27 protein-coding genes are annotated in these 25,097 nt (G+C 36.8%); 9 read left to right on the forward strand and 18 right to left on the reverse strand.

What is annotated here, in order from left to right; translation table 11 throughout:
* Window positions 1-38 precede the first annotated feature (38 nt).
* From JOC48_RS08200 to JOC48_RS08215, 4 genes are all read right to left on the reverse strand, one after another.
* Window positions 39-929 carry an ABC transporter permease gene (locus JOC48_RS08200; RefSeq protein ID WP_204498631.1) on the reverse strand — a complete coding sequence of 297 codons (891 nt, stop codon included), beginning with the start codon at window positions 927-929 and terminating at the stop codon, window positions 39-41.
* A 16-nt stretch (window positions 930-945) separates the two neighbouring features.
* Complete coding sequence (nikB, locus tag JOC48_RS08205; protein WP_204498632.1) at window positions 946-1,887, reverse strand: nickel ABC transporter permease; 942 nt, start codon at window positions 1,885-1,887, stop codon at window positions 946-948.
* A gap of 572 nt (window positions 1,888-2,459) precedes the next feature.
* A complete protein-coding gene (locus tag JOC48_RS08210) occupies window positions 2,460-2,810 on the reverse strand; it encodes a DUF1360 domain-containing protein (protein ID WP_204498633.1) in 351 nt (116 codons plus the stop codon).
* A gap of 181 nt (window positions 2,811-2,991) precedes the next feature.
* Window positions 2,992-3,771 (reverse strand): ATP-binding cassette domain-containing protein, encoded by a 780-nt coding sequence (locus JOC48_RS08215; RefSeq protein ID WP_204498732.1) that lies wholly within the window; start codon window positions 3,769-3,771, stop codon window positions 2,992-2,994.
* 508 nt (window positions 3,772-4,279) lie between these two features.
* Between JOC48_RS08215 and katA the strand changes: the two genes are divergently transcribed.
* From katA to JOC48_RS08245, 6 genes are all read left to right on the forward strand, one after another.
* Window positions 4,280-5,740 (forward strand): catalase, encoded by a 1,461-nt coding sequence (katA, locus tag JOC48_RS08220; protein ID WP_204498634.1) that lies wholly within the window; start codon window positions 4,280-4,282, stop codon window positions 5,738-5,740.
* Window positions 5,741-5,881: 141 nt separating this feature from the next.
* Window positions 5,882-6,493, forward strand: coding sequence for a DNA-3-methyladenine glycosylase (locus tag JOC48_RS08225; RefSeq protein ID WP_204498635.1), 612 nt, complete (start codon window positions 5,882-5,884; stop codon window positions 6,491-6,493).
* Between the two features lie 84 nt (window positions 6,494-6,577).
* Complete coding sequence (locus JOC48_RS08230; RefSeq protein ID WP_204498636.1) at window positions 6,578-6,721, forward strand: YfhD family protein; 144 nt, start codon at window positions 6,578-6,580, stop codon at window positions 6,719-6,721.
* 314 nt (window positions 6,722-7,035) lie between these two features.
* Window positions 7,036-7,566: a diaminobutyrate acetyltransferase gene (ectA, locus tag JOC48_RS08235; protein ID WP_204498638.1), complete on the forward strand. Its 531-nt coding sequence runs from the start codon at window positions 7,036-7,038 to the stop codon at window positions 7,564-7,566.
* Window positions 7,567-7,660: 94 nt separating this feature from the next.
* Entirely contained in the window at window positions 7,661-8,920 is a 1,260-nt protein-coding gene (ectB, locus tag JOC48_RS08240; RefSeq protein WP_239584265.1) for a diaminobutyrate--2-oxoglutarate transaminase, read from the forward strand.
* A gap of 27 nt (window positions 8,921-8,947) precedes the next feature.
* The gene (locus tag JOC48_RS08245; protein ID WP_204498642.1) at window positions 8,948-9,334 is read left to right on the forward strand and encodes an ectoine synthase; all 387 of its coding nucleotides are present in this window, start codon (window positions 8,948-8,950) and stop codon (window positions 9,332-9,334) included.
* Between the two features lie 76 nt (window positions 9,335-9,410).
* On the opposite strand, the gene JOC48_RS08250 is transcribed toward JOC48_RS08245, so the two are convergent.
* Both JOC48_RS08250 and mscL read right to left on the reverse strand, forming a co-directional pair.
* Window positions 9,411-9,968, reverse strand: coding sequence for a CBO0543 family protein (locus JOC48_RS08250; RefSeq protein ID WP_204498644.1), 558 nt, complete (start codon window positions 9,966-9,968; stop codon window positions 9,411-9,413).
* A 170-nt stretch (window positions 9,969-10,138) separates the two neighbouring features.
* Window positions 10,139-10,642 (reverse strand): large conductance mechanosensitive channel protein MscL, encoded by a 504-nt coding sequence (mscL, locus tag JOC48_RS08255; RefSeq protein ID WP_204498733.1) that lies wholly within the window; start codon window positions 10,640-10,642, stop codon window positions 10,139-10,141.
* Between the two features lie 154 nt (window positions 10,643-10,796).
* Between mscL and JOC48_RS08260 the strand changes: the two genes are divergently transcribed.
* On the forward strand, window positions 10,797-11,228 hold the full coding sequence (locus JOC48_RS08260; protein WP_204498646.1) for a YueI family protein: 432 nt from the start codon (window positions 10,797-10,799) through the stop codon (window positions 11,226-11,228).
* Between the two features lie 388 nt (window positions 11,229-11,616).
* Here JOC48_RS08260 and JOC48_RS08265 read toward each other — a convergent pair whose 3' ends face one another.
* The 9 genes from JOC48_RS08265 to JOC48_RS08300 form a co-directional block, all read right to left on the reverse strand.
* A complete protein-coding gene (locus JOC48_RS08265) occupies window positions 11,617-12,096 on the reverse strand; it encodes a hypothetical protein (protein WP_204498648.1) in 480 nt (159 codons plus the stop codon).
* A 10-nt stretch (window positions 12,097-12,106) separates the two neighbouring features.
* Window positions 12,107-13,114, reverse strand: a complete 1,008-nt coding sequence (locus tag JOC48_RS08270; protein ID WP_204498650.1) for a DUF3231 family protein — start codon at window positions 13,112-13,114, stop codon at window positions 12,107-12,109.
* 304 nt (window positions 13,115-13,418) lie between these two features.
* A complete protein-coding gene (locus JOC48_RS08275; RefSeq protein WP_239584255.1) occupies window positions 13,419-14,783 on the reverse strand; it encodes an insertion element protein in 1,365 nt (454 codons plus the stop codon).
* Window positions 14,784-14,798: 15 nt separating this feature from the next.
* Entirely contained in the window at window positions 14,799-15,371 is a 573-nt protein-coding gene (locus tag JOC48_RS21230) for a hypothetical protein (protein WP_239584256.1), read from the reverse strand.
* Window positions 15,358-15,612, reverse strand: coding sequence for a hypothetical protein (locus JOC48_RS08280; protein WP_204498653.1), 255 nt, complete (start codon window positions 15,610-15,612; stop codon window positions 15,358-15,360). Before JOC48_RS08280 ends, JOC48_RS21230 begins: the two co-directional genes overlap by 14 nt.
* 286 nt (window positions 15,613-15,898) lie before the next feature.
* A complete protein-coding gene (locus JOC48_RS08285) occupies window positions 15,899-17,095 on the reverse strand; it encodes an aminotransferase class I/II-fold pyridoxal phosphate-dependent enzyme (protein WP_204498655.1) in 1,197 nt (398 codons plus the stop codon).
* Between the two features lie 201 nt (window positions 17,096-17,296).
* Entirely contained in the window at window positions 17,297-18,043 is a 747-nt protein-coding gene (locus tag JOC48_RS08290) for an amino acid ABC transporter ATP-binding protein (RefSeq protein WP_204498657.1), read from the reverse strand.
* Window positions 18,044-18,055: 12 nt separating this feature from the next.
* Window positions 18,056-18,757, reverse strand: coding sequence for an amino acid ABC transporter permease (locus JOC48_RS08295; RefSeq protein ID WP_204498659.1), 702 nt, complete (start codon window positions 18,755-18,757; stop codon window positions 18,056-18,058).
* A complete protein-coding gene (locus tag JOC48_RS08300) occupies window positions 18,744-19,565 on the reverse strand; it encodes an amino acid ABC transporter substrate-binding protein (protein WP_204498660.1) in 822 nt (273 codons plus the stop codon). Before JOC48_RS08300 ends, JOC48_RS08295 begins: the two co-directional genes overlap by 14 nt.
* Window positions 19,566-19,876: 311 nt before the next feature.
* Here JOC48_RS08300 and JOC48_RS08305 point away from each other — a divergent pair, with 311 nt between their 5' ends.
* A complete protein-coding gene (locus tag JOC48_RS08305) occupies window positions 19,877-20,992 on the forward strand; it encodes an NAD(P)/FAD-dependent oxidoreductase (RefSeq protein WP_204498661.1) in 1,116 nt (371 codons plus the stop codon).
* A 50-nt stretch (window positions 20,993-21,042) separates the two neighbouring features.
* On the opposite strand, the gene ilvD is transcribed toward JOC48_RS08305, so the two are convergent.
* Entirely contained in the window at window positions 21,043-22,725 is a 1,683-nt protein-coding gene (ilvD, locus tag JOC48_RS08310) for a dihydroxy-acid dehydratase (RefSeq protein ID WP_204498662.1), read from the reverse strand.
* A 202-nt stretch (window positions 22,726-22,927) separates the two neighbouring features.
* Here ilvD and JOC48_RS08315 point away from each other — a divergent pair, with 202 nt between their 5' ends.
* The gene (locus JOC48_RS08315) at window positions 22,928-23,488 is read left to right on the forward strand and encodes a M15 family metallopeptidase (protein ID WP_204498663.1); all 561 of its coding nucleotides are present in this window, start codon (window positions 22,928-22,930) and stop codon (window positions 23,486-23,488) included.
* A gap of 44 nt (window positions 23,489-23,532) precedes the next feature.
* On the opposite strand, the gene JOC48_RS08320 is transcribed toward JOC48_RS08315, so the two are convergent.
* Entirely contained in the window at window positions 23,533-24,111 is a 579-nt protein-coding gene (locus tag JOC48_RS08320) for a hypothetical protein (RefSeq protein WP_204498665.1), read from the reverse strand.
* Window positions 24,108-25,046, reverse strand: coding sequence for a hypothetical protein (locus JOC48_RS08325; RefSeq protein ID WP_204498667.1), 939 nt, complete (start codon window positions 25,044-25,046; stop codon window positions 24,108-24,110). Before JOC48_RS08325 ends, JOC48_RS08320 begins: the two co-directional genes overlap by 4 nt.
* Window positions 25,047-25,097 lie beyond the last annotated feature (51 nt).

The following is a 25,097-nucleotide window of genomic DNA, read 5'->3' on the forward strand; positions in this document are numbered from 1 at the left end:
CCCTTTATTAAAGTTATTTTTAGTTTGTTTTCATTATCTTATTTACCTAAATCCATATTTGGATCTAAAGCATCTCTTAAGCCATCACCAACAACGTTAAAAGCAAAAACAACAAGCATAATGGCAATACCAGGTACAATCGTCATATGTGGAGCTGACCACATAAAATCCTGACCTGCAGCAATCATTGCACCCCATTCAGCTGTAGGTGGTTGGGCACCTAACCCTAAGAAACTTAGAGCAGATGTTGATAAAATAGAAGTTGCCATCCGCATTGTCGCAAAAACGATAATTGGAGCGGTACAGTTAGGCAAAATGTGCTTCAATAGGATCCGGCTGTTACTGGCGCCTAGTGATTTCATCGCAAGGACGTATTCTTGCTTTTTGACGGAAAGAACACTCCCTCGAACAATTCTGGCACAACCAGGAATGGACCAGATACTAATTGCAATCACTACATTTACTAAGCTTGTACCTAACATTGCAATAATTAACATGGCTAGCAGAATTCCCGGGAAAGCGAACAGTAAATCAACAATCCGCATAATAATGCCATCTAGTTTTCTATAGTATCCTGCTAATAACCCTAGTGCTACACCACCGACTAAGCCGATTACCACGGAGGTTATACCAACAACTAAGGAAACTCTAGCACCATATACTAACCTAGACCACATATCTCGGCCGTAGTTATCTGTTCCCAACCAATGCCCCTCTGAACCTAACCCTAATTCAGCACTCGTTAAATCTTGTTCGATAGGGTCATACGTAGCGATAATCGGAGCAAATACTGCCATAATCGTTAGTAGGACGATGATAACCAATCCAAAAACAGCTAGTTTGTTTTTAACAAGTCGTCGAAATGTACGAAAGAACGCTATGTCTTTCTTCTTTTTTTGAACTTGATTATCTACTACGGCTTCAGCCATTTAACTCACCTTCTTTCTAATCATAACTAATCCGTGGATCAATTAATGCATAAATAATGTCAACAATTAGATTTACTATGACAAACAATGCAGCAACCAGTAGAACTGTTCCTTGTACAACCGGGAAATCTCTTGCTGCGATAGCGTCGATCATTAATCTACCAACACCGTTAATGGCAAAAACCTGTTCTGTAATAATCGTACCGCCAAGTAAAGCACCGAAGTTAACACCAATCACGGTAATCACTGGAATCATTGCATTACGTAAGGCATGAATCCAAATCACTGATTTTTGTTTGACTCCTTTCGCCTTCGCTGTACGAATATAATCAGCACGTATAACCTCAAGCATTGTTGAACGTGCCATTCTTGCAATCATTGCTGCAGAAGCAGTCCCAAGCGTGATTGCTGGTAATATCAGTTGTTTCATTCCTTCAATCGTATAAAACGGTGCACTCAACCCACCAACAGGTAACCACTTTAAGGTTACAGAGAACAAAAGAATCAACATTGTTCCTAGCCAGAAGTTTGGAATTGATATTCCTGCTAGAGCAAAAGTGGTGCTTGATACGTCAAACCAAGAATTTTGCTTAATAGCTGAAATTATCCCCGCAGCAACTCCGATAATAACCGCTACAATCATACTTGCAACTGCAAGATTGAGCGTGTTAGGGAATCTCGTAATGATGGCTTCAGTTACTGATTGATTATTTTGATAGGAAAAGCCAAGATTTCCCTGAAAAACACCTTTCATATAATCAATATACTGAACTAGCACTGGTTCATTTAGTCCCAAATCTTCTCTAATAGCTTCCAGGTCTGATTCACTGGCTGTTGGGCCACCGATAATTGACGCTGGATCTCCTGGTGCAATGTGCATACTCATAAAGACTAAAAATGATATACCAACTAGTAATAATAATAGTTGAAGCATCCGCTGAATAATTAAGCTGACCATTTAACCCCTCCTCTCAACAGGAAAAACGAATATTAATCGTTTTGTACACCCTTAAGTCTAATGGAATATTTTCCATAATTTTCTGAAACATTTGTTAATTATATTTTGTCGAATTATTAACAAACGATATTCACAGTTTCATATTATATAAAAACATTCACAAAATATAAAGGTTTTTTAAATAATTAATAATCTTTTGTTTTTTCAGAATAATAAAATATTTTATCTATTTTGTAATGAAGAATGTGAGGGAAAAGCATTTTAGTAAGGGGGATTTGCGTCGTCGTTTTGTTAAAATACGGAATCCGCCCTTGCAAGAAAGTCGCAACTCGCATATAAAGTATTAGTGATGGTATTGACTTCATAATGGGGTGATTTACATGACAAATGAAACAGTAAAGCGTAAACCAAAAAGAAGAAGAGCTGGCTGCAAATGCGGCACAGGCAGACGTAGGAAAAAGAAAGAATAAATGTGGATTATACGCATTATTCAAATCTAATGAAAGGGTCTTGTTCCCTCTTTTAACCTAAATAAGAGGGCTGACCCTTTGCTTTTGGGACAGCCCTCTTGCTTAATCAATGATACGAAGGAGAACTACTTCTATGAACGAAGCGACTCCTGCAACTGCTAAAATCACAATCAGTGGGATAAAAATCGATGGAATGTACATAAATCCAAAATATAAAAAACACGCACACCAAACACCGGTACACCAATGACAACTTAATAATTCACCGATAAACCTTCGTAGTCCCTCTCCTTTTATAGAGATGACTTCTTCAACTCTTCCGTCATCTAGTACCTCTTCCTTTATTTCATGGAATGGCGCACGGATAAAGCTTGTAATTTCATCAAATACCAATAAATGCGTAAGCCGAAATGTCGCGATACCTAATAGTATAAAACTAAACCAAGACAGCATATTCTCACCTCTTGTTTGTTCTTAATACAATGTATTCACTCGATTTGATATTGTATTAAATAAATAAACAATTGGTGTTAAATTATGCTAAAAGTATAGAAGAAAGGGGCTTAGCCTTCATTCTTAAGATACACCATATCTTTCTTCAACAATCTTACACTAAATCGGTATTTCTATTGCATCACCTTTGTTTTACTAAGGAAGGCCTTTCGGTGTACCACCGCACATCAACAGGTAACCCGAAGAAGTCGGAAAGAACCTGATTCGTAATGATTTTTGTAGTATCGTCGGCTGCAAACACTTCCCCCTCCTTTAAAAGAAGTGTCTTTTTAAAGCATGGTAGAATTTCCTCAACATGATGAGTAACATAGATAACCGTAGGTGCAGTCGGACTTAATGTAACCTGTTCAATCGACTCCAATAAACGTTCCCTCGCTAGAAAGTCCAAGCCATTCGTCGGTTCATCTAAAATAAGAAGCTCAGGATCTGCCATCAAAGATCTTGCAATTAATACACGCTGTCGCTCCCCCTGCGATAACGTGCGATAGCTTCGATCAGCATATTCAAAGCAACCAAGATCTCTTAACAATTGCTTTGCTTTTGCTCTCATTTCATCCGTAGGTGTCTCATATAAACCAATCGAAGCAAACCCGCCACTTAAAACAATCTGATAGGCACTATCTGAATCATAAATTCTGTTTTGTAAAGTTGAAGAAACTAATCCTATTTTTTGGCGAAGCTTCTCCCCCAAAGGATCTTTGCCAAACTCACGATTTAAAACAGTAACCTTTCCTTTCGTTGGAAAATAGAAGGCATAGAGCATATGTAATAGAGCTGTTTTTCCTGCTCCATTAAGTCCTAACAGTACCCAGTGTTCGCCTTTTTCAATTTTCCAATCAATGTTCTTTAATATCCAGTTTCCTTCTCGTATCAATGAAACATTTCGCAAATCCAGAACCACACTGATCCCCCCTAACAATCCTCTTCCATATTGATTAAAATCATTATCGCTCATTTTAAACAAAATTTCGAGTACGACAGATTTCTTTGTTTCTCACAAAAAAATAAACGCACCTCTTTATTTATCCAAATTCTCACTTAATTCCTCTTAAATAATAATCATAATACAAAATTTTATTTCAATTTTTATATTGAAAATGATTCTCATTATCATGTATAATGAGAATGTAATTTAATACTTACGAAACACCATCCGCCATACGTAACGTTTTGTTACCCCCAAAACCGTTTACTATTAAATGAGGTGTTTCCATATAAAGAGAGGACATTATTTTGTTCTCTCTCTTTTTTTATTCATAAAGGTTGTCTTTAAGGCATATAGTTTTATGACCAGAATAAGTTAGTTTAAAATAATTATAAATAAATATTGATTTTTATAAAGTTTGTATTATAATAAGACATGTATTATTTTCTAAGTTTAAAATTAAAAAGGGAGAGGTGTTAACATAGTGAGCAAAGAAAAAAAGTACTTAACAACGGCTTCAGGAGCACCAGTTGGAGATAACCAAAATTCAATAACTGCAGGCTACCGAGGACCTACATTAATTCAAGATGTTCACCTATTAGAAAAACTTGCACATTTTAACAGAGAAAGAGTACCAGAGCGTGTCGTACACGCCAAAGGGGCAGGGGCACATGGTTATTTTGAAGTTACAAATGATGTATCAAAATATACAAAAGCAGACTTTTTATCTGAAATAGGAAAACGCACACCGCTATTTATTCGGTTTTCAACGGTAGCTGGAGAGCTAGGATCTGCTGATACCGTTCGTGATCCACGAGGATTTGCGGTTAAGTTTTATACGGATGAAGGTAACTATGACCTAGTAGGGAACAATACACCGGTATTCTTTATCCGTGATGCGATTAAATTCCCTGATTTCATCCATACGCAAAAACGTAATCCGAAAACGCATCGCAAGGATGTTAATGCTGTGTGGGATTTCTGGTCATTATCACCTGAATCGTTGCACCAAGTTACCATTCTGCACTCCGACCGTGGTATCCCAGCCACATTACGTCATATGAATGGTTATGGAAGTCATACCTTCAAGTGGACAAACACAGACGGGGAATCTGTATGGGTAAAGTATCACTTCAAAACGGATCAGGGTATTAAAAACTTAGATGTTGATTTAGCAGCAAAATTAGCAGGAGAAAATCCTGATTATCATCTAGAAGATTTATATAACTCCATTGAAGATGGAGCCTATCCAACTTGGACACTTTACGTTCAAATCATGCCAGAAGAAGATGCTAATACGTATCGTTTCGATCCATTTGATGTAACTAAAGTTTGGTCTCAAAAAGATTATCCTTTAATTGAAGTAGGTCGCATGGTACTAGACCGTAACCCTGAAAACTATTTTGCTGAAGTAGAGCAAGCAGCGTTTTCTCCTGGACATTTCGTTCCAGGAATAGAAGCTTCTCCAGATAAAATGCTTCAAGGTCGTTTGTTTGCCTATTCAGACGCACACCGTTACCGAGTAGGTGCAAACCATGAGTTGTTACCAATAAATCGTCCAAAATCACAAGCGAACACATACCAGCGTGATGGGTCTATGCGTTTTGATGACAATGGTGGAGGTTCAGTAAACTACGAACCAAATAGCTTCGATGGGCCAAAAGAAACACCAGAAAACAAAACCAATCCATTTGAAGTTTCAGGTTTTGCAGACAGCGTTTCGTATGACCACGACGATCACTATACACAACCTGGGTATTTATATCGCCTGATGAGTGAAGATGAGCGCAAACGACTTGTTCAAAATGTGGTTGACCATATGAAGGATGTAGAAAAAGAAGAAATTAAGCTACGTCAAATTGAACATTTCTATAAAGCAGACCCTGAATACGGAACACGTGTAGCAGAAGGTTTAGGTTTGTCTGTACCTGAAACAGCAGAATAATAACGATTATCTAATCCATTCCATTATTTGATGGCCGTTCTTTGAGCGGCCATTTTTTTACATTTAAAGTATAAATACAAAACCTTTCTACTGCACAATATAGTTATATCTTTAACTATTCACTTTTCAGGAGATAACACTATGGTAGAAAAAATAAAAATTAATCAATTAAAACCAATTGAACGAGCTTTCTATAAACAGCCAACGCTACAGCTAGCTAAAGCTTTACTCGGCTGCATATTGATAAAGCGTACCGAAGAAGGAACGGCTGCGGGAATTATTACGGAGACAGAAGGATATATCGGACCAAATGACCGAGCAGCACATAGTTACAGAAACCGAAGAACGAAGCGTACGGAAATCATGTATGGTGAAGCTGGTCACGCCTATATATACACCATGCATACCCATAACCTTTTCAATGTAGTAAGTGGTGAACGCGATAAACCAGAAGCGGTCCTTGTACGGGGATTAGAACCTTTCTATAATAAGACATTAATGACCAAGAGGCGTCCAAAAGCACACAGTGACATTCAATTATGTAATGGCCCAGGCAAACTAACGAAAGCATTAGGAATTACCTTGGCAGACTACGGACACCTTCTTACAGAGGAACCGCTATGGCTTGCTTATGGAAACGATTCTTCGTTTCAGGTCGCCTCAGGTCCTCGAATAGGAATTGATAATGCTGGTGAAGCAAAGGATTACCCATGGCGGTTTTGGATTGAAGGCAACCGTTACATTTCTAAATAACCTTATAAGGTGAATACCTTTTCTTGAATGAAAACATACTAAAAGTGCTTTAAGTCAACTAAAAATAAAGAAAGGGTGGCATCAATGGCAAAAAAACGAGATCCAAAAGAAAAGTATGATGGAAAAGTAGAAGATGTGGAATTTTCCTATGAACTTGCCGACTCAGAAGATTTAGAGGCAATGGAACGAATGCAAGAAGCGGATAAGCGAGCGGAAAAGAAAAAATAACGAATTTTTAATTTGGTGTTTAATCCTTTGTATATAAGGGTTAGACACCTTTTTTATGTTGACAACAAATGCTTACTGACATGTATTCAAATTCAGATAAAATTGACTCTTTTGCATATTAAAAAATATCCAAATTTTTTATAATTGACAGAATTATTAACAAAACAGTAGCATTTATTAAATTCTAGAACCTTAACTCGTTTAATCGGGACTAACAACAATTAATGCTTGATTATCGAAGCAAAGCTCGTTTGCTAAAATTCCCAGTCCCCCTTATTATTAGAAATGGAAATAATACGTAAGCAAAAAAGCAATTGAAGGGAGAAATTACCATTAATAGTCAAATTGCAACTGTTCCTACAGAAACGGTTTCGTTCGAGCTACCAACTTTAGAAGATGGATCAGCGATGTGGGAGCTTGTAAACAACTCAACCTTAGATCAAAATTCCGCGTACAAGTACATTATGATGTGTGAGTATTTTGCAGAAACTTGTGTCGTAGCTAAGGAAAATGGCAAACTTGTTGGGTTTGTTACCGCATTTATCCCTCCAAAACGTCAGGATGTAATATTCGTTTGGCAGGTTGGTGTTGATCCTTCCCAAAGAGGAAAAGGGATAGCATCCAAGCTACTGAATGAATTAATCAACCGAAAAGCTTGTGAAAACATTCGCTTCGTGGAAGCAACTGTTACCCCATCAAACAAAGCGTCTCAATCATTATTTCGTAAGCTTGCACGAGAGTACAATACAAAATGTAGTGTGAGCGACTTATTTACAGAAGATCTATTTCCAAGTGATGATCACGAAGCAGAATTAAACTTTCGTGTTGGACCCATTCAAAAATAAATGGTTTAAATAGTTAAACATTAGGGAATAAATCACCATGCCAAAAATCTGGTATGCAAACAATTAAGGAGGAAATTATAACGTGACCCAAGATATGAAAGTTATTGAAACGTTAGAATCAGAAGTACGTAGTTATGTACGCAGCTTCCCTACAGTATTTACGAAAGCTAAGGGCTATAAAATGTGGGATAAAGCGGGTAAAGAGTATATTGATTTCTTTTCTGGTGCTGGTGCACTTAACTATGGTCACAATGATCCTAAAATGAAGGAAAAACTAGTTGAATATATAATGAGTGATGGTATTACTCACTCACTTGATATGGCATCAACAGCAAAAGCTGAATTTTTAAATACGTTTAATGAGGTTATACTAAAACCGCGTAACCTTGACTATAAAATTATGTTCCCTGGACCAACAGGAACAAATACAGTAGAAAGTGCGCTAAAACTTGCGCGTAAAGTGACAGGCAGAACAGATATTATTAGTTTTACAAATGGATTCCACGGTATGACCATTGGTTCACTTTCAGTCACAGGTAATGCTATGAAAAGAAAAGGCGCAGGAATTCCATTACAGAATACTGTTACAATGCCTTACGATAATTATGTAGACGATCATGACACATTGGAATATTTAGAGCGATTCCTTGAAGATAGTGGTAGTGGTGTTGATATTCCAGCTGCTATTATTGCAGAAACAGTCCAGGGTGAGGGTGGAATTAACGCTGCACGCTTTGAATGGCTAAAGAAACTAGAACAAATCTGTAAGCGTTGGGACATTCTACTCATAATTGATGATGTTCAAGCTGGTGTTGGACGTACAGGAACTTTCTTTAGTTTTGAACCGGCTGGACTTAAGCCAGACATTGTCTGTATGTCTAAATCACTTAGTGGATATGGAATCCCATTTGCTATCACACTTATTCGTCCGGACTTAGATATTTGGACACCAGGTGAGCATAATGGTACATTCCGTGGAAATAACCACGCATTTGTAACAGCTACCGCTTCGTTAGACTATTGGAAAGACGACACATTCGAAAAAGAAATTAAAGAGAAATCACAAATAATTTATGAATCACTTGAGAAAATTGTGAAAAACTATCCAGAGATCAAAGGTGAAGTTCGTGGGCGCGGCTTCATGGTTGGTATCGCATCAGAAGTTGAAGGACTGTCTGACAAAGTTGCCGCAAAAGCATTTGAACTTGGATTGATCATGGAAACTTCTGGACCTAAAGATGAAGTATTTAAACTATTCCCACCGTTAAATATCGATGAGGAAGGTTTAAAGAAAGGTTTAGCGATCATCGAAGAAAGCGTAAAAAGCTTAGTAAAAGAACCAATAACTAATTAATTCAATCTAACAGGAGGATCCGTAGTAATGAAAGTAATTTCTTTAAAAGACGTACAAGGAACAGAGCATGATGTAGATGGAGGAAATTGGGTCAGCAGAAGACTTATCTTAAAAAAAGATAACATGGGCTATTCTGTGCATGACACAATTATTAAAGCAGGTACAGAAACACATATTTGGTACCAAAATCATTTAGAGTCCGTTTATTGTATCGAAGGTGAAGGTGAAGTTGTTACCTTAAAAGACAATAAAGTATGGCCAATTTCAAAAGACACACTTTATGCACTAGATGAGAATGATGAACATCTTCTTCGTGCAAAAACAGATATGCGTATGATTTGCGTATTTAACCCTGCTATTACCGGTAAAGAGGTACATGATGAAAACGGCGTATATCCAGTAGTGGAAGAATAATATAGAACGAAAAAAAGAGCTTGGAGTTTCCAAGCTCTTTTTTCATTTATAGCAACGGACGAACCAGGTTAGTACTTTACGTAACCATCTTGAAATTTCTTTGCTTACTAAGGAAATGACTAATTAAATAAATAAGAAAAAAAATTGGAAAAGAGTAATAATGTCTCCAAGTTACTGGTTGATATAGACTTATCCATACAAATAAAGGTTCGACTACAAAAGCAATTACCACACTAAATATGAATGCTTTTATAATGGGATTTATTTGTGGTCTATACTCAATTAAAAACATAACAGATAAAGGAATAAGGGTTATATCCCAAGGCATAAACGCAGGTATAAAAGGAATCAAATCATAATAATAATACCATAACCCTAATTTTGTCCCTAGAAAATCCAAGATTATAGAGAGAATCATTACAAAAAAACCGACAAATAATAATCGGTTTGTACTTTCCTTTTTACGAAAGAATATCCACAAAATCCATGGTACAATGGTAAGTATAACACCAATCCACCAATGTCCAGTAAATACAACATGCTCTTTCCAAACATCCAATTTTAAATTATGAGCATGATTATTTAAGTCAATGATTTGATTTAATTCCTCTTTGTACTCTTTAGATGGATTCATAACAACACTCTCATTTCTTCCTTTTGCTAAGGATAACCTTTAACAATATCTTTTACAATAATGAACTTAATTATTAGATAGACATATTTCTTTTAGAAAAATCGGCTTGTGTTAAGCACATAAATAAACACATAGCAACTTTTTTCATTGCCATGTGTTTGAGGATTTTATTATTTAATTTTCAACCGTAAATTGGGACTGGTCTTTTTCCTTGAACGATTTTCTTTCCAATCATCTAAATCGGATGAGCAGTTCGGACATTTTATCGCTTTTGACGGTATAGCCGTTTTACAATAAGGGCATTCTTTTTTTGTCATAGCATCCATTGGGTGTTGATCCGGTTTCTTCCACCGATTCATTTGTCTAATGACGAGAAATATAACAAATACAATAATAAGAAAGCGAATAAATGATGTAATGAATAACCCATAGTTTATTGTTGCTGCACCAGCTTCCTGTGCTTCCGATAAAGAAGTGTAGTGACCCCCACCTAACGTAATAAATAAGTTAGAAAAGTTCATTTTAGCCAGAAATACCCCTACTGGTGGCAACAACATATCAGTAACTAATGAGTCGATAAGGCTGCTGAACGCAGCACCTAATACAATACCGATTCCAACCTCTGCCGCACTGCCTTTAAGAATAAACTGTTTGAACTCACGTATTATGCCGATTTTTCCTCATTCCTTTTTAAAATATAATCTTTATTTTTAGACACTACCCATTTATCATTTAATTGCTATATACTATGTCTATATTAGACATGCTATGATTAATTAGTACTGATAATTATGGATAATGAATGAGATCAGCTGGGGAGGTAATCACATGAAAAAAGATGTAGGGGATTATCTACAAGAAGGTATATATGGAGCAAAAGAAGTCAATCCATCAGAAAGAAAACTGTACTTGGGATCGCTACGCGAGAGAGTTATTTTGGCTTTGACAAAAGGACAGGTCATGAAATCAAAAGGACTAAAAGAATTAAATCAATGTATGAGAGAGAACAAAAGGGCAAAAATTTTATTCAATGGATCGATTCACTTTCGATATTTTAAAAAATATAAAAAGCTTGCAAATAAGCATAATATACGATATACATCTGTAGATAATAATAACGCTTATTCAAAATATGGGTTAATTTTCACTTATGACCATGCCATTGATAAAGAAAATATCTTATTGGAGGAAACAAACCATTCTGGGTTTGACAAAAAAGAAAAAACTCCATTTTTCAAGAGATTTTTTCAGTGGAAATAATATTGAAGCAACAGCGGGCTACCTTGTGATTTATTTTCTACCTATTTAAACGCGCTCATTAATAAAAAGAGCACCTTTCAAAAGTAACAGGTTCACTTTTGGGAGGGAAAATCTAAATTGACAGGTGAAATAGCAGTGCATTTAGCGTTCCAATCCTAAAAATATTATCACTTAAATTAGCATACAAAAACGCACAGAAACTAAAATCTGTGCGTTTTTACTCATATTTTCTTTCCTTATTGAACTAATGCTTCTATAGTTAAATAAGGATGATTAAAAATTTACTGAACAGTATCTTTGTACTGCGCAACAAAGGAAGCCTTTTAAAATCATTCCTTCTTCAACTAAAGCTCTCTTAGTTGAAAAGGCAGAAGTAACCTTTTAATGTCTAATGTCTTCTATAGTTCATTGTTAGAACAATGTGATAAATGATAAATCCTATCATTAGACCTGGTACTAAAGAAAGTATAGGTAGAATTACTGGACCTAATACGACACCCATTATTTTTAGTTTTGTTGAAAAAATCAACCCAATAGTTATAAAAAAAGCACCAAATACAAAGGGGATATACGAATATGGATTTATTTCTCCTTCTGCATCCCTATATGCATCCCACATGGCAAACATATACAAACAAGGATAGAACATAAGCCATTGAAAATTTGTAACATCAATGGCTTTTTGTATTTCTCCAGTAAATGAATATATAATCGCTAAGTTGAAGTTACTTAGTACATTTACAAGAAATTCTAAAAGAATGAATATACTCCCTTTAAAAAACCTTCTATTTAAGAACTGACCAAAACCTGGTAATGCTATGCTCCATAATAAAGCCTCATGTTTTTTAGGTTTCTTATAGTAGCTCACCCAATATCACTCAATTCATCTTTTGTTTACGGTCCTCCATTTGAGGTGGCTCTTCCATCCAACCATTTTTAATCATGATTTTCGCTCCCTTATGAGCATATTCAAAAATATCTTTCATAAAAATCGTATTTTTTGCGGGCAAGTCATTTCGTAAACTAAAAGCAGTTCCGAGTGAATTGCTTCCCATTGAAAAACTACAAAAAAGACTTGTACAATACATCATTAGCTTATCAGAAAATGGAGCCACTGTTGAATTAGTCGCATTCCCTCCTGGGGTTTGAGGAATTGAAAGGTTTGTTTGAATCATGACTTCACTTATTTCTTTTATAATACTTTTAGCAATCTCTGCACCTTCATTAAAGAACTTTTTCACCTCAGTATCATTAGCACACTGACCAAAACCTAAGATCATCTGCAATCCTGAAAGATTTGATTCAATAGCTTTATGAAGGTGAGCGACCTCTACCGTATTCAATGTTCTTTTTTGACTAAATGGATTGAGAGCTATCCCACCTAAATAACTATTATTTTTAATAAACTCAACTGATTTTGGCATCGATACATAAGGTGTTCTAACAAGTAATCCTTTTTCTAACAAATATTGAGAGCAAATCCTGAAATACTTTTGGGTGAGAGCAGTAAGGTCTTCAAAAAGCATGTTTATATCTTCTCGAAACGTCATTGTTAAATTTAATGAATGTAAACCCATACTGATTTCTTTTAAAAGGCGAACCAACATAATGTCAAAACCATTATCATATAGTTTCGGGACATCTTTATTTACATCTTGTGCTGTATATCCAACTGGTATAGCAGCACCTTCCTGTTCAAATATCTGAACTATTTTGCCAACATATATTTCAAGATCTTCATGCAAATCAGTCATAATACCCTTGGCTTTTTCATCATCTGCTTTCGCTATAAAATACTCTAACATTCGTAAAATCATTGTTTTTTCTTGATAGGTAAGCCATAACGTTCCTAATTCTGATGATGTAATTGATGCTTTTTCTGGCATAATTAACCCTCCCTAAAATGATTATTTTTAGGTCGTGTAAGTTATGGAAGATTTATACTATTGATACTCTTATTGAAAAATAATCTACCTCTTTTAGCTTCAGTACATTCTTTCACAAAGTCATCTAAAACAGAAATTGTTTATTACGCAGCAGTCTACTACGAAGTAGAGAATGACGGTTCTTATTCCACATTAGGATGCTCGTTAGTTAAAGAACATAATTTTTAAAATCTTTTAATTAATTTCAACAAAAAAACCCAAAACCTCTATAAAAAGAGATAACCCAAGTACAATATTGCGAGGGTTATCTTAAATAAATAATATCATTAAGGCTAAATTCTTTTTCAGTAAGCCCAAGTCGCTGTGCTGGTGTAGCAATAATCTCGCTCTTGCCGTTCTTTGTTTTAAACGGAACACAAAAGTTGTAGAACGTTCTCAAGATGGTTAAGGACATTTGGGCATATTTAGGATTAAAGTTTGAGTAAATATAACTTTTACCGTCTCCACGAGCTGTCATTAAAGGTCTTTCAAGGATAGAGAGTCTTCTACGAATGTTTTGGATAAACGTATTTACGGCATTATCGTTCACATTTAAGATCATATTAGCGACTTCATTTGGTTCCAAGGAGGACAAATTTGTGGTGCAATCAACTTGTCGAAACCCTCTATCGGGTGTAGCCAAAGGATGTTGAATAGGATTATCACCATAGATGTTATAAGAATTTGCTTTAGTAGTTACTTCCTTGTGAAACTTATGGGTTTTAAACTTCTCGGTGAGATAACGAAATGCCAATCGTTTAAGGGACCTTGTAGCGTGACCATTCCACAATCCCCAATCGAGTAGTTCTTTTTGGGCTTCTTTGAATTCTTCATACGCTTGTCTGCGAGTTTTAGCCTTATCTGTTTGACATAAGAAATGATGTGCATCGGTCAGTTGAAATTCCTTCGAGAAAACACGATAACAAGCCGTCATAAGTGAATGATCGTTGTCGGTCACAAAACGCCACTCTGAAGCTTTTACAAGCTTTTTAATAAGCCAAAACTGTGCCATAGCCGTATAAGTTGAATTAACGTGTAATCCTTGTATGTATTTATCCCGACGGCTAATCTCTGCAAGTTCTCGTTTATACTCTTCCTTAGCCTGGGTATCATTCTCAGAAGGCAGCTGCGGATAGTGAGAGAAACGCAATCTCGCGTGACGTTTAGCAAATTCGTTTAAGTGATCGTCTTTGAATAAACGGGTATCTAAATCCAGGTCATCTAAAGAAGCGTTCCAATCATAAGCAACATCCGAACGAAATACAAAACGTGAAAAAACATCAGCAGTGATCACAACATTAGTTGGAAAATGGAGATCTTCTAATTCACCATATCCACCTCCACCCATGCCTTTCCGTCGGACATTATTTAGAAGGTAGGTCATTTTGTCTGTATTTAACCACATTTCTTTAAAGGACATTTCCTTTAAAGGTCTCGTTTCGTGAATTTCTAAGAATTCCAGGCAATGGCGGTACAGCCACTCAAGATTTTTGTAATAGGTACCGTTCGCTATGCCTAATATCTCACAGGTCCGCTTAACAGGTGTTCGGTTAAGGATAAGCTTAGCAAAACTAGGAACAATTTCATTTCGTTTTTGATGGTAAACAACCGATTGCTTGGTTGTTGGCATCAAATTCGTTTTTTTCTAACAACTTTTACATTGCAAAACCGGTGCCCCGACTTTGCTTTTTCCTTGTTTGTAAAATGATTTTGGATCGCTAAAAGGTGTGAGCTCCTCTAATATACATCCCTCCTTATGAAATTCATACTCAGGTTCAATATTTTTTACAAATTCAATTTTAACTAGCCTCGAAATTTCCTCTGCAACTGACCAATTCGAAAATGGTCTTGTATGGCAACCTAATGTCATTCCGTAATTAGGATTAACGGGGTCAGAGTTACAATATATGGTTTTTGATTTCCCAGATCCGCTTAGTTTATATCGACTTGGTTTGCCTTTAGTTTCGTATTTCAATTGATCTAAACCAAACGATTTACAGTAAGGGTTTGTACAAAAATTCATTTGGATGTGATAGGTTTTATCGCCCCAAATAATATGAATTGGTTTAAATAAGGAATCGCTGAACTTAGTTGCAAAACGTTTGGGGTTCATAAGGGGATACTGTATTACCCTTTCTTTGATTTCGTTGTCTGAGATTGGAATAGGAACTTCAACAATTGAATCATCTGCAGTCGCCAAACGTTTAAGCTGTGCCATTTTCCTTCGCCACCTTATCTTCAATTTCTAATTGTTTAACAATTCGTTTGTTATTTCGACGACTTTCTATCCATTCAATAAACTTTTTATCTTCTAAGAGGTTGGATAAGAAAACCTCGACAACTTCACTCTCGCTGTATTCAGTGTACTCCGAATAATATTTAACAGTTGATCGGACCTTTTCGGAGATTTCCCAATCAACCTTTTCCGCATTTTTATTCTTGGGTTTAATAAACTGCAATTAAATCACCTCTCTAACCCTAGTATTGCCAAATTAGCACTGTTATCAACATACAAATTAACATAAAAATTAGCACATCCGTTAGCATAAGTACAAAATTTATTGTACCTATGCTAATTAATGTGCTAAATAGTATGCTAATTAGGTTGTTAAAAACTCAAAAACTTGATATATCAATAAAAATAGGGATACCAATCACTATGTGAAAAGTATCCCTAATTAGTATGTTATTTTAAGTTTTCTCTCCCAAAAGTGAACCTGTTATTTCAAAAGGAGCTCTTTTTATTTAGACCATAACAGTCTCATATTCGTGTTGATTAATTACCTTTACGAGCCTTTCCATTCCATCCCTAATCAAGTCTGGGGATGCATTGGTAAAGTTTAAACGCATTGTGTTCTGCTGGGGATCAGATACATAGAATGGTGTACCCGGTACAAATGCTACACCCTCTTCTACCGCAACTTCTAATAGATCCGTTGTATTGATTTGCTTAGGCATGTTAACCCAGAAAAACATACCGCCTTTAGGCGTGATATACGTTAATTCCTCGTTTTTCACACCATCTAGAAGGCCCTTCATGATATGCATTCGTTCTAAATACGTATTTCTTATCGTTTGGATATGTCCGTCCAGATCAAAGTCATTGAGTAAATGCACTAAAGCATGTTGACTTATCGAATTTGTATGCAAATCGGATGCTTGCTTTGCTTGTGCCATCAGTCGAATTATTTGATGTGGTCCTACAATCCATCCAATACGCATAGCTGGTACTACTGTTTTCGAAAAGGTACTTGTATAAAGTACAAATTTATTATCATCCATTGACGCAATCGGTGGCGGTGTTGACGACTGATCAAACTGGATATCTCCATATGGATCATCCTCAAATATAACAACATGATATTTTCTTGCTAAATCCAACAATTTCTTACGACGATCCAGTGACCATACCTTTCCACCTGGATTTGAAAATGTTGGAACCACATAAATACATTTTGGCTTTAAACGAGCAATTTTATCTTCTAAATCCTCTTCTATCATTCCATCATCATCTGAATCTACACCTACTACCTTCACCTCATAAGATTCAAATACTTGAAGTGCTGCTAAGTAAGTAGGATTTTCTGTTAATACAATGTCACCTGGATTAAACATGACCCTTGCAAACAAATCGATTGCTTGTTGAGAGCCTGAAGTTACAAGGATATTATCTGGTTTACGACGAATCCCTTTTACTGCCATACGTTCAGCGAGCTGTTCTCTTAAGTCGAATACACCTTCTGTTTCTCCATATTGTAATGCTTTATTTCCAGAACCAATCGCTTTGCTAAAAGCATCTTGCACTGCTTCAACCGGAAATAACTTTTCATCAGGTAGACCACCTGCAAAGGATATAACATCTCCTTTATTCACTACCTTTAATATGTCTCTAACTGCAGACGACTTTAAATAACGAACACGCTGTGAAAAACCATATTTCACGATGTTCCCACCTTTTCCTATCTATTTTTATTTATTTAAATTATTATGAAAAGTCAGATATTTATTAATGTTCATATATTATAACACGAAATGTATGCTTTACAAGAGGAAGTATCCTGGTAATTTTTAAAAAAGATTAAAATTATAAAACAGGACTATAGCAGAAATTCCTCCTCTAGCCCTGTTATCTCAAATCCTTCATCAAGGATTTATAATACGCTGAATAAATTGACGTGTTCTTTCTTCTTTTGGATTTTTTAAGACTTGCTCAGGTGGCCCCTGTTCTACTACATATCCATTTTCCATAAACAATACTATGTCAGAAACTTGTTCTGCAAATTTCAATTCATGGGTAACGATCGCCATCGTCCAACCTTCCTTCGCCAAGTCTTTAATTACTTTTAATACTTCGCCTACTAATTCTGGATCCAAAGCAGAAGTAGGTTCATCAAACAGCATTAACTCCGGCTGAATTGCTAAAGCCCGGGCAATACCTACACGTTGTTGCTGTCCCCCTGAAAGTTGATGTGGGTAAAGATCCATCTTGTCTTCTAAACCAACTTTTTGTAATAATGATTCTGCAAATGGGATTACTTCTTGTTTTGTTCTTTTTTGAACAATTATCGGTCCTTCTGTTACATTTTCCAGAGCAGTTTTATGCGGGAATAAATGATATGCTTGAAAAACCATCCCTGATTTGCGTCGCAATTCGGCAATTTTATTCTTACTTACTTTTTGCTCAAAATCAACAGTAAAACCATCTTCAAATGAAAAAACACCTTTATTCGGAATTTCTAAAGCATTTAAACAGCGTAACAGTGTTGTTTTCCCTGAACCCGACGGACCTATTATTGTAACAATATTTCCCTTTTTAATTGTTAAGTCTATATGCTTAAGTACTTCTAATTCACCGAATGCTTTTGCTAATCCTTTAACAGATAAAAACATACCATTCTCCCCTTACCTAGAAACATGTCGGTCAAGCCGATTTTCAATTCTATCTTGTACAATGGAAAGTAAAAAACAAATCGTCCAATATAGTAATGCTGCCTCAACATAAAGCAACATGAAATCATAGGTTCTTGCAGCAATTTCCTGGGCCTTCCTGAACAATTCTGTAACTAATATAAGTGATGCTAGTGACGTATCTTTCACCAAACTGATAAATGTATTCGATAAAGGAGGTATGGAAACTCTTGTTGCTTGCGGCAAAATGATTCGCCTTAACGCTTGACTGTAGGACATGCCAATTGTTTGAGCAGCTTCCCATTGTCCTTTAGGAACCGATAAAATGGAAGCACGGATAATTTCTGATGCATAAGCTCCTACGTTAAGTGAAAAGGCAATAACGGCACTTGGAAAGGGATCAATGGTTAAACCAATATCACCTAAACCGAAAAAGACAATATACAACTGTACTAGCAGTGGCGTACCTCTAATTGCCGATACATAAATCCGAGCTGGTATCGTTAGAATCTTCTGGTTAGAAAGCCTCATTAGAGCTACGAGCAACGCAATGGTCAATCCTATAATAAAAGATATAAAAGTAAGAGGAATCGTATATTTGATTCCTCCTAGCATCATTGGCCAGAGGGAGTTTTTGAATAACTCCCATCCACCCATATCGCCTGTAATGGTTAACAACAGATTATTCGGAAACATTTTCCCCAAACCATTTCTCAGAGATTTCCGCCAGTGTTCCATCTTCCTTCATTGCTTCTAACTGTTCATTAAAGGCTTCCACTAACTCTTCGTTGCCTTTTCTAAAAGCAAAAGCTGTTTCTGATACTTCGTCCTGTTGCGCGGCAATTTTTATTCCTGAATCCGGTTGTTGCTGGATAAAATCAAGAACAGCTAATCGATCATTAACTGTCACATCTACACGCCCTTGTTTAATCAACTCAATCGATTGCGCCAGTCCTTCTACTCCAATTAACTCTGCACCATGCTCTTCTGCAATCGCACCAAAGTTACTTGTTAACGATTGTGCAGATTCTTTTCCTTCTAAATCATCAAAGCTTGTGATGTCTTCGTTATCTTCAGGAACTACTACAACTGCACCAGAAACGGTATATGGAATGGAAAAATCATAGTTTTCCAAGCGGTCCTCATTAATACCAACCTGATTTGCAATTACATCAAAACGTTCTGAGTTAAGTCCAGCAAACATGGAATCCCATTGTGTTTCTTGAAAATCAACTTCTATGCCTATTCGATTTGCAACTTCTCTCATTACCTCTACATCATAACCAGTTAATTCATCCTCCTCGTTATGAAAAGTAAATGGAGCGTACGTACCCTCGGTACCGACAGAAATTACTCCCTCTTCCATTATCTGATCATAAAGACTAGATGTCTCTTCCGAAGTATCAGTTTCATTTTCATTTGTTTCTTCTTCCTCTTGGTTGGTTCCACATGCTGCTAATAATAGAATAAGTCCAAGCATGAATATCCAATATTGTTTTTTCATCGTTGATAACCCCCATCTAATTACTTGGATTAATTTTTTGTCACAAACGCGATTATAACCTTGAACGAAACAGTTTGTAAATATGTTGTAGATAGTTTAACCACTGTTTCTCTGTTTTATGAAAAGTTATATAGAAAAATCGTCCGGCAATTACTCCTTTTGTCATTTGAGCGAACATAACTTTAACAGAGGTTGGGACACATCTTTATTAAACATTTACACCTATTACCTTTACATGCCAGCAAACTTGTCTAACATCTTCTTTTCATGCAAACTAGAAAGAAACTAATCGTAATAAGTGAGGGGTTAATTTGAGCAAAATTGTCGTTATTGGTGCAGGAATCTTAGGAGCATCCGCCGCTTACCAATTAGCTAAATCGGGGGTAGAAGTAGTAATGGTTGACCAATTCCATGAAGGACAAGCAACTGATGCTGCTGCAGGAATCGTGTGTCCATGGCTATCACAACGGAGAAATCAAGCATGGTACCAACTGGCAAAAAGCGGTGCTAAATTTTATCCAGAACTAATTAATGCACTTGAAAAAGATGGCGAAATAAATACAGGTTATAAGCAAGTCGGTGCTATTAGCATTCGAAAGGACAATAACAAACTAGATGCAATGGAAGAAAGAGTGAAAAGAAGAAGGGAACACGCTCCAGAAATCGGGACAATAACCAGACTTAACCAAGAAGAAACAAAGGCTGTGTTTCCACCATTGGATGAAGGCTTTAGTTCTATCCATATTAGTGGTGCAGCACGGGTTAACGGACGCGCATTACGTAATGCACTACAACGAGCAGCAGTAAACCTCGGTGCTGAAAGAATACATGGCAAGGCTGAGCTTCTTACTGACAACGAAAATGTGAACCGAATAAAAGTTGGCAAAACTTTGATAGAAGCGGACAAAATTATTGTAACAGCAGGTGTTTGGGCCAAAGAAATTTTAAAGCCACTTGGAGTAAACTTCTTAGTTGAAGCCCAAAAGGCACAAATTGCTCACTTAAAATTACCGGGTGTTGATACAAGTACTTGGCCTGTCGTTATGCCCCCTAGTGATCAATATTTATTAGCGTTCGATGATAGCCGGATTATTGCTGGCGCTACACACGAAGATGAAATAGGCTTGGATTTCCGAGTTACTCCAGGCGGATTACTAGAAATATTTGAAAAAGCATTGAAAATTGCTCCAGAGCTAGCCGATAGTACTCTCTTTGAAACACGTGTTGGTTTTCGACCTGTAACACCAGGATTCCTCCCTGTAATAGGGCCACTACCCAATTTTCCGAACATATTAGTGGCCAATGGGTTAGGCTCTTCTGGACTAACGACCGGTCCATATCTTGGTTTTCAGCTTGCAAAATTAGCGCTCAATCAAGAGGTCGAAATAAATTTAGAGGACTACCCAATTAAAGGGGCTATTGGTTAATAGAAAATGAACAAAAGAGGCTGACCCTTATGGGACAGCCTCTTTTAGAATTATTCATCAAATTTATCTGTTACTGCACCTAAAGATGAACAGGAAACATTATGTGCATATTTTCCTAAAACACCTTTTGAATACAATGGTGGTGCGGTCCAGTTTTTACGTCTTGTTTTTAATTCTTCTTCAGAAACATCCATTGAAATTTGTTGAAGATCCGAATCAATTGTGACAAGGTCGCCTTCCTCTAACAAAGCAATCGGTCCACCGACTTGTGCTTCAGGAGCAATGTGACCAACAACTAATCCGTGAGTACCACCAGAAAATCTTCCATCTGTTAACAATGCTACTTTTTCTCCAAGTCCCTTACCAACAAGGATAGCAGAGATTGATAGCATTTCTGGCATACCTGGTCCACCCTTTGGACCTTCATAACGGATAACTAGCACATCACCTTCATTAATTTCATTATTCATAACAGCTTCTGTTGCTTCCTCTTCCGTATCGAATACTCTTGCAGGTCCTGTGTGTCGTTTTACTTTTACACCAGAAACCTTCGCAACCGCACCTCTAGGGGCTAAGTTACCCTTCAAAATAACAAGCGGTCCAGTTTCTCGATATGGTTTCTCAAATGGTAAAATAATTTCTTGCCCTTCTTCTAAGGAAGATGCCTCTGCCAAATTCTCTGCTAGCGTTTTGCCTGTTACAGTTAGGCAATCACCATGTAAGTATTCCGCTTCTAATAGAAGCTTCATTACAGCTGGTACACCACCAACATTATGCAAGTCCTGCATGACATATTTACCGCTTGGTTTCAAGTCAGCAATATGAGGAACTTCCTTTTGAATACGGTTAAAGTCATCCAACGATACATCGACACCAATCGAATGGGCAATGGCTAGTAAGTGCAACACAGCATTTGTTGATCCACCTAGAGCCATTACAACTGTAATCGCATTTTCAAAAGCTTCTTTCGTCATGATATCTTTTGGATAGATACCTTTTTCTAACAATTGATAAACAGCCTGTCCAGCTTTTCTGCAATCCTCTTCTTTATACGTTGATTCTGCAGGGTTAGAAGAGCTTCCTGGTAAACTCATACCAAGCGCTTCTACTGCAGTTGCCATTGTATTTGCCGTGTACATACCACCACAAGAACCGGCACCTGGACACGCATGACACTCAATTCCGTGCAATTCATCATCACTGATATCTCCGTTATTATGTTTTCCAACACCCTCAAAAACGGAAACGATATCCAGTTTATCTCCATTTCTAAATCCAGGAGAAATCGTACCACCGTAAACAAATACTGCAGGAACTTCTGAACGTGCAATCGAAATCATACAGCCTGGGATATTTTTGTCACATCCCCCGATAGCGACATATCCATCCAGGTTTTCAGCACCAACAACCGTCTCAATGGAATCAGCGATAACATCACGACTTGGCAAGGAAAAACGCATTCCCTCCGTCCCCATTGAAATCCCATCCGATACTGTGATCGTGTTAAAAATTAGAGGTACTGCACCAGCTTCCTGTGCTCCCTCTTTTGCACTTCTAGCTAGACCATCAATATGCATGTTACAAGGAGTTACCTCACTCCATGTACTAGCAATCCCTACCATTGGTTTTTTAAAATCTTCATCAGTTACCCCTACAGCACGCAGCATCGCACGGTTTGGAGCTCTTTTTGGATCATCAAACACTTGGCTTTTTATACGTAAGTCTTTCTTCATCTAGCTCTCCTCCTGTTCCTTCTTTCTATTAACTATAATCGTTATCGAAATAGACTTCAATATTTTTGATATTTTCTGAAATTTTCATTTCAAAAATTACCTTATGCTTGTTCCTCAATAAAAATACAATACCTGTGTTATACTGCGTGTGTCAATATCCATCAGACATATTTTAGATACAAGTACAAGGAGATATAGGATGATGAGAATAAATCCGATCTTAACAATTGCCTTCTTATCAATCATAGTAATGATCGGCTACCTATTATGGCAAGATCGTGAACAATTAAATTTGGAAAATAATCCACCACCAACAACCTTACACCTTACTGTTGAAAAATATAAAGATATACTGATAGAGCGAGCGGAAGAGCAAGGAATTACCATCATAATCACGGATGACATCCGCACAATAGAGGAACAAGACGCTATCTATGCAAGAGGAAGGACCGAACCAGGGAGCATTGTCACCTATGCAGAAGGAGGTGAGTCCTATCATAATTATGGATTAGCAATTGATTTTGCACTTCTTTCAGAAAGTGGGGAAATTATTTGGGACATCAACTATGATGGAAATCAAAACGGCAAGGCAGATTGGACAGAAGTCGCAGTTATTGCAAAAGAACTAGGATTTCAATGGGGTGGGGATTGGGAAAGATTTAAGGATTACCCTCATTTACAAATGACATTCGGGTATAGTATTTGGCAGTTAAAGTTCGGCTTTCGCCCTGATCCAGACGAAGAACCTGTCATACGTGATTAATCCCCCTACTATGAAAAAAGCAGGGAAACTAAAAATCCCTACTTTCACTTCTTACGGTAAATAACGGTACTGTCTAATTTCCGGTAGCTCCATAGCAATACGAGAAAAATGATTTGCATTACAAGTGGAAGGATAACAAATAGAATAGAAATGCCTATCATGAAATCTGGAGAAAGGTTCACTGAAAATGGGTTGAAGATTTCGATGACTAGCATGATTAAAATATATGCTTTAAAGATACGCGATGTTCGGATAATTAAAGCCTCATCACCGTACTTTCTAACAATCTCTACTAATAATTGAAAAATAAAGAATACAAGCACGATATTGGCGATACTTACTATCCATGCATAGATGGACCATCCTGATAAAAGAGAAAAGGTTTGAACCGACTGCCCAGCATTTGTTTGTTGAACAAACACCGTTGGAATGGATAAAAATAATAAAACCATCGCCAGATTACTAGCTTTTTTCTCGGAAGGAAACTCTTTTGATAAAGATGTTAGGCCATAATAAATAAGAAAATAACCGATCGGATCAGGAAGAACATCAATCACAACAATATGAATCTCTAATAATACAAAAATAAATCCCCAAAAAATTCTTGTAAAAGCAAATCTCATTCCACTTCCCCTCCCTCTACCTTACCAATGATCTGATCAACGGACTCTTGTGTTAAATAAGGAGAATCAATAAACGGCGTTTGATATATAAAGTCCTGTCCATCCCCTGTCTTCCCTTTTATGTGAATGGAAAAATCAAAATAACTCGTACGGTTCGGATTAAACGCAAGGTACAAACGAATTCGATCACTCTCCTCTATGTAAATCGGAAAAAGTCCCTCAACTATATCATCTCCAGGAAGCCTCTCCCAATCATCATTGTCCTTACCTTGTACCCAATCTGGTGAACTTCCCTCTGTCGTAATCCCATCCGGCCTAGGCCGCTGCAGATGAACCTTCATTGACACATCATTGGCAACTTCTTCAAAAGGAACATCCATTTCCTCTATCGTTACTGGTTGTCTAGCAACTATCGATTTTTGTGCACGATGCTGATTACTTCCAGAGCTTACAGGATTATCAAAGATAGGATCATCATTACGATTTTTATAAATAATGACCTCTCCAATGTCTGCAGTTATATCCGTTTGATCCTGAAAGAAAACGTCCATTTCTTTAAAAGCATATGACTCTTTCCCATCTGCAAATAACTCACTCATTCTCAAATTGAAACGAATCGTAACCGATCTTAAATAGTGGTGCCTAAACGCTTGCTCATACTGGACTTGATTTTGATTATCCTGCCATATCCAATTCCCAGCAGGCTGATGGGGGTAACCTTCAACATCATCGATTCGAACATAACTCACATCTGCAGGATTTTTTTTATTCGTTAAGTAGTAAAAGGTTAATTGAACTTCATCTTCCCCATAAGCCTCATAATAATGATCCAAAAAAATCGGTGCAGCTAACTGTTTTGATTGAAAATACAAGTAGTTTCCAACCCAGCTAATCATGATTAATGCCATTCCAATCCATAAATATCTTTGCTTCATTATTTCCCCTCTTCCTTCATATCTTTTACCATTTTACCATAATAAGGATAC

It is taken from the genome of Aquibacillus albus, from assembly GCF_016908325.1.
Taxonomy (GTDB): Bacteria; Bacillota; Bacilli; order Bacillales; family Amphibacillaceae; genus Aquibacillus_A; species Aquibacillus_A albus.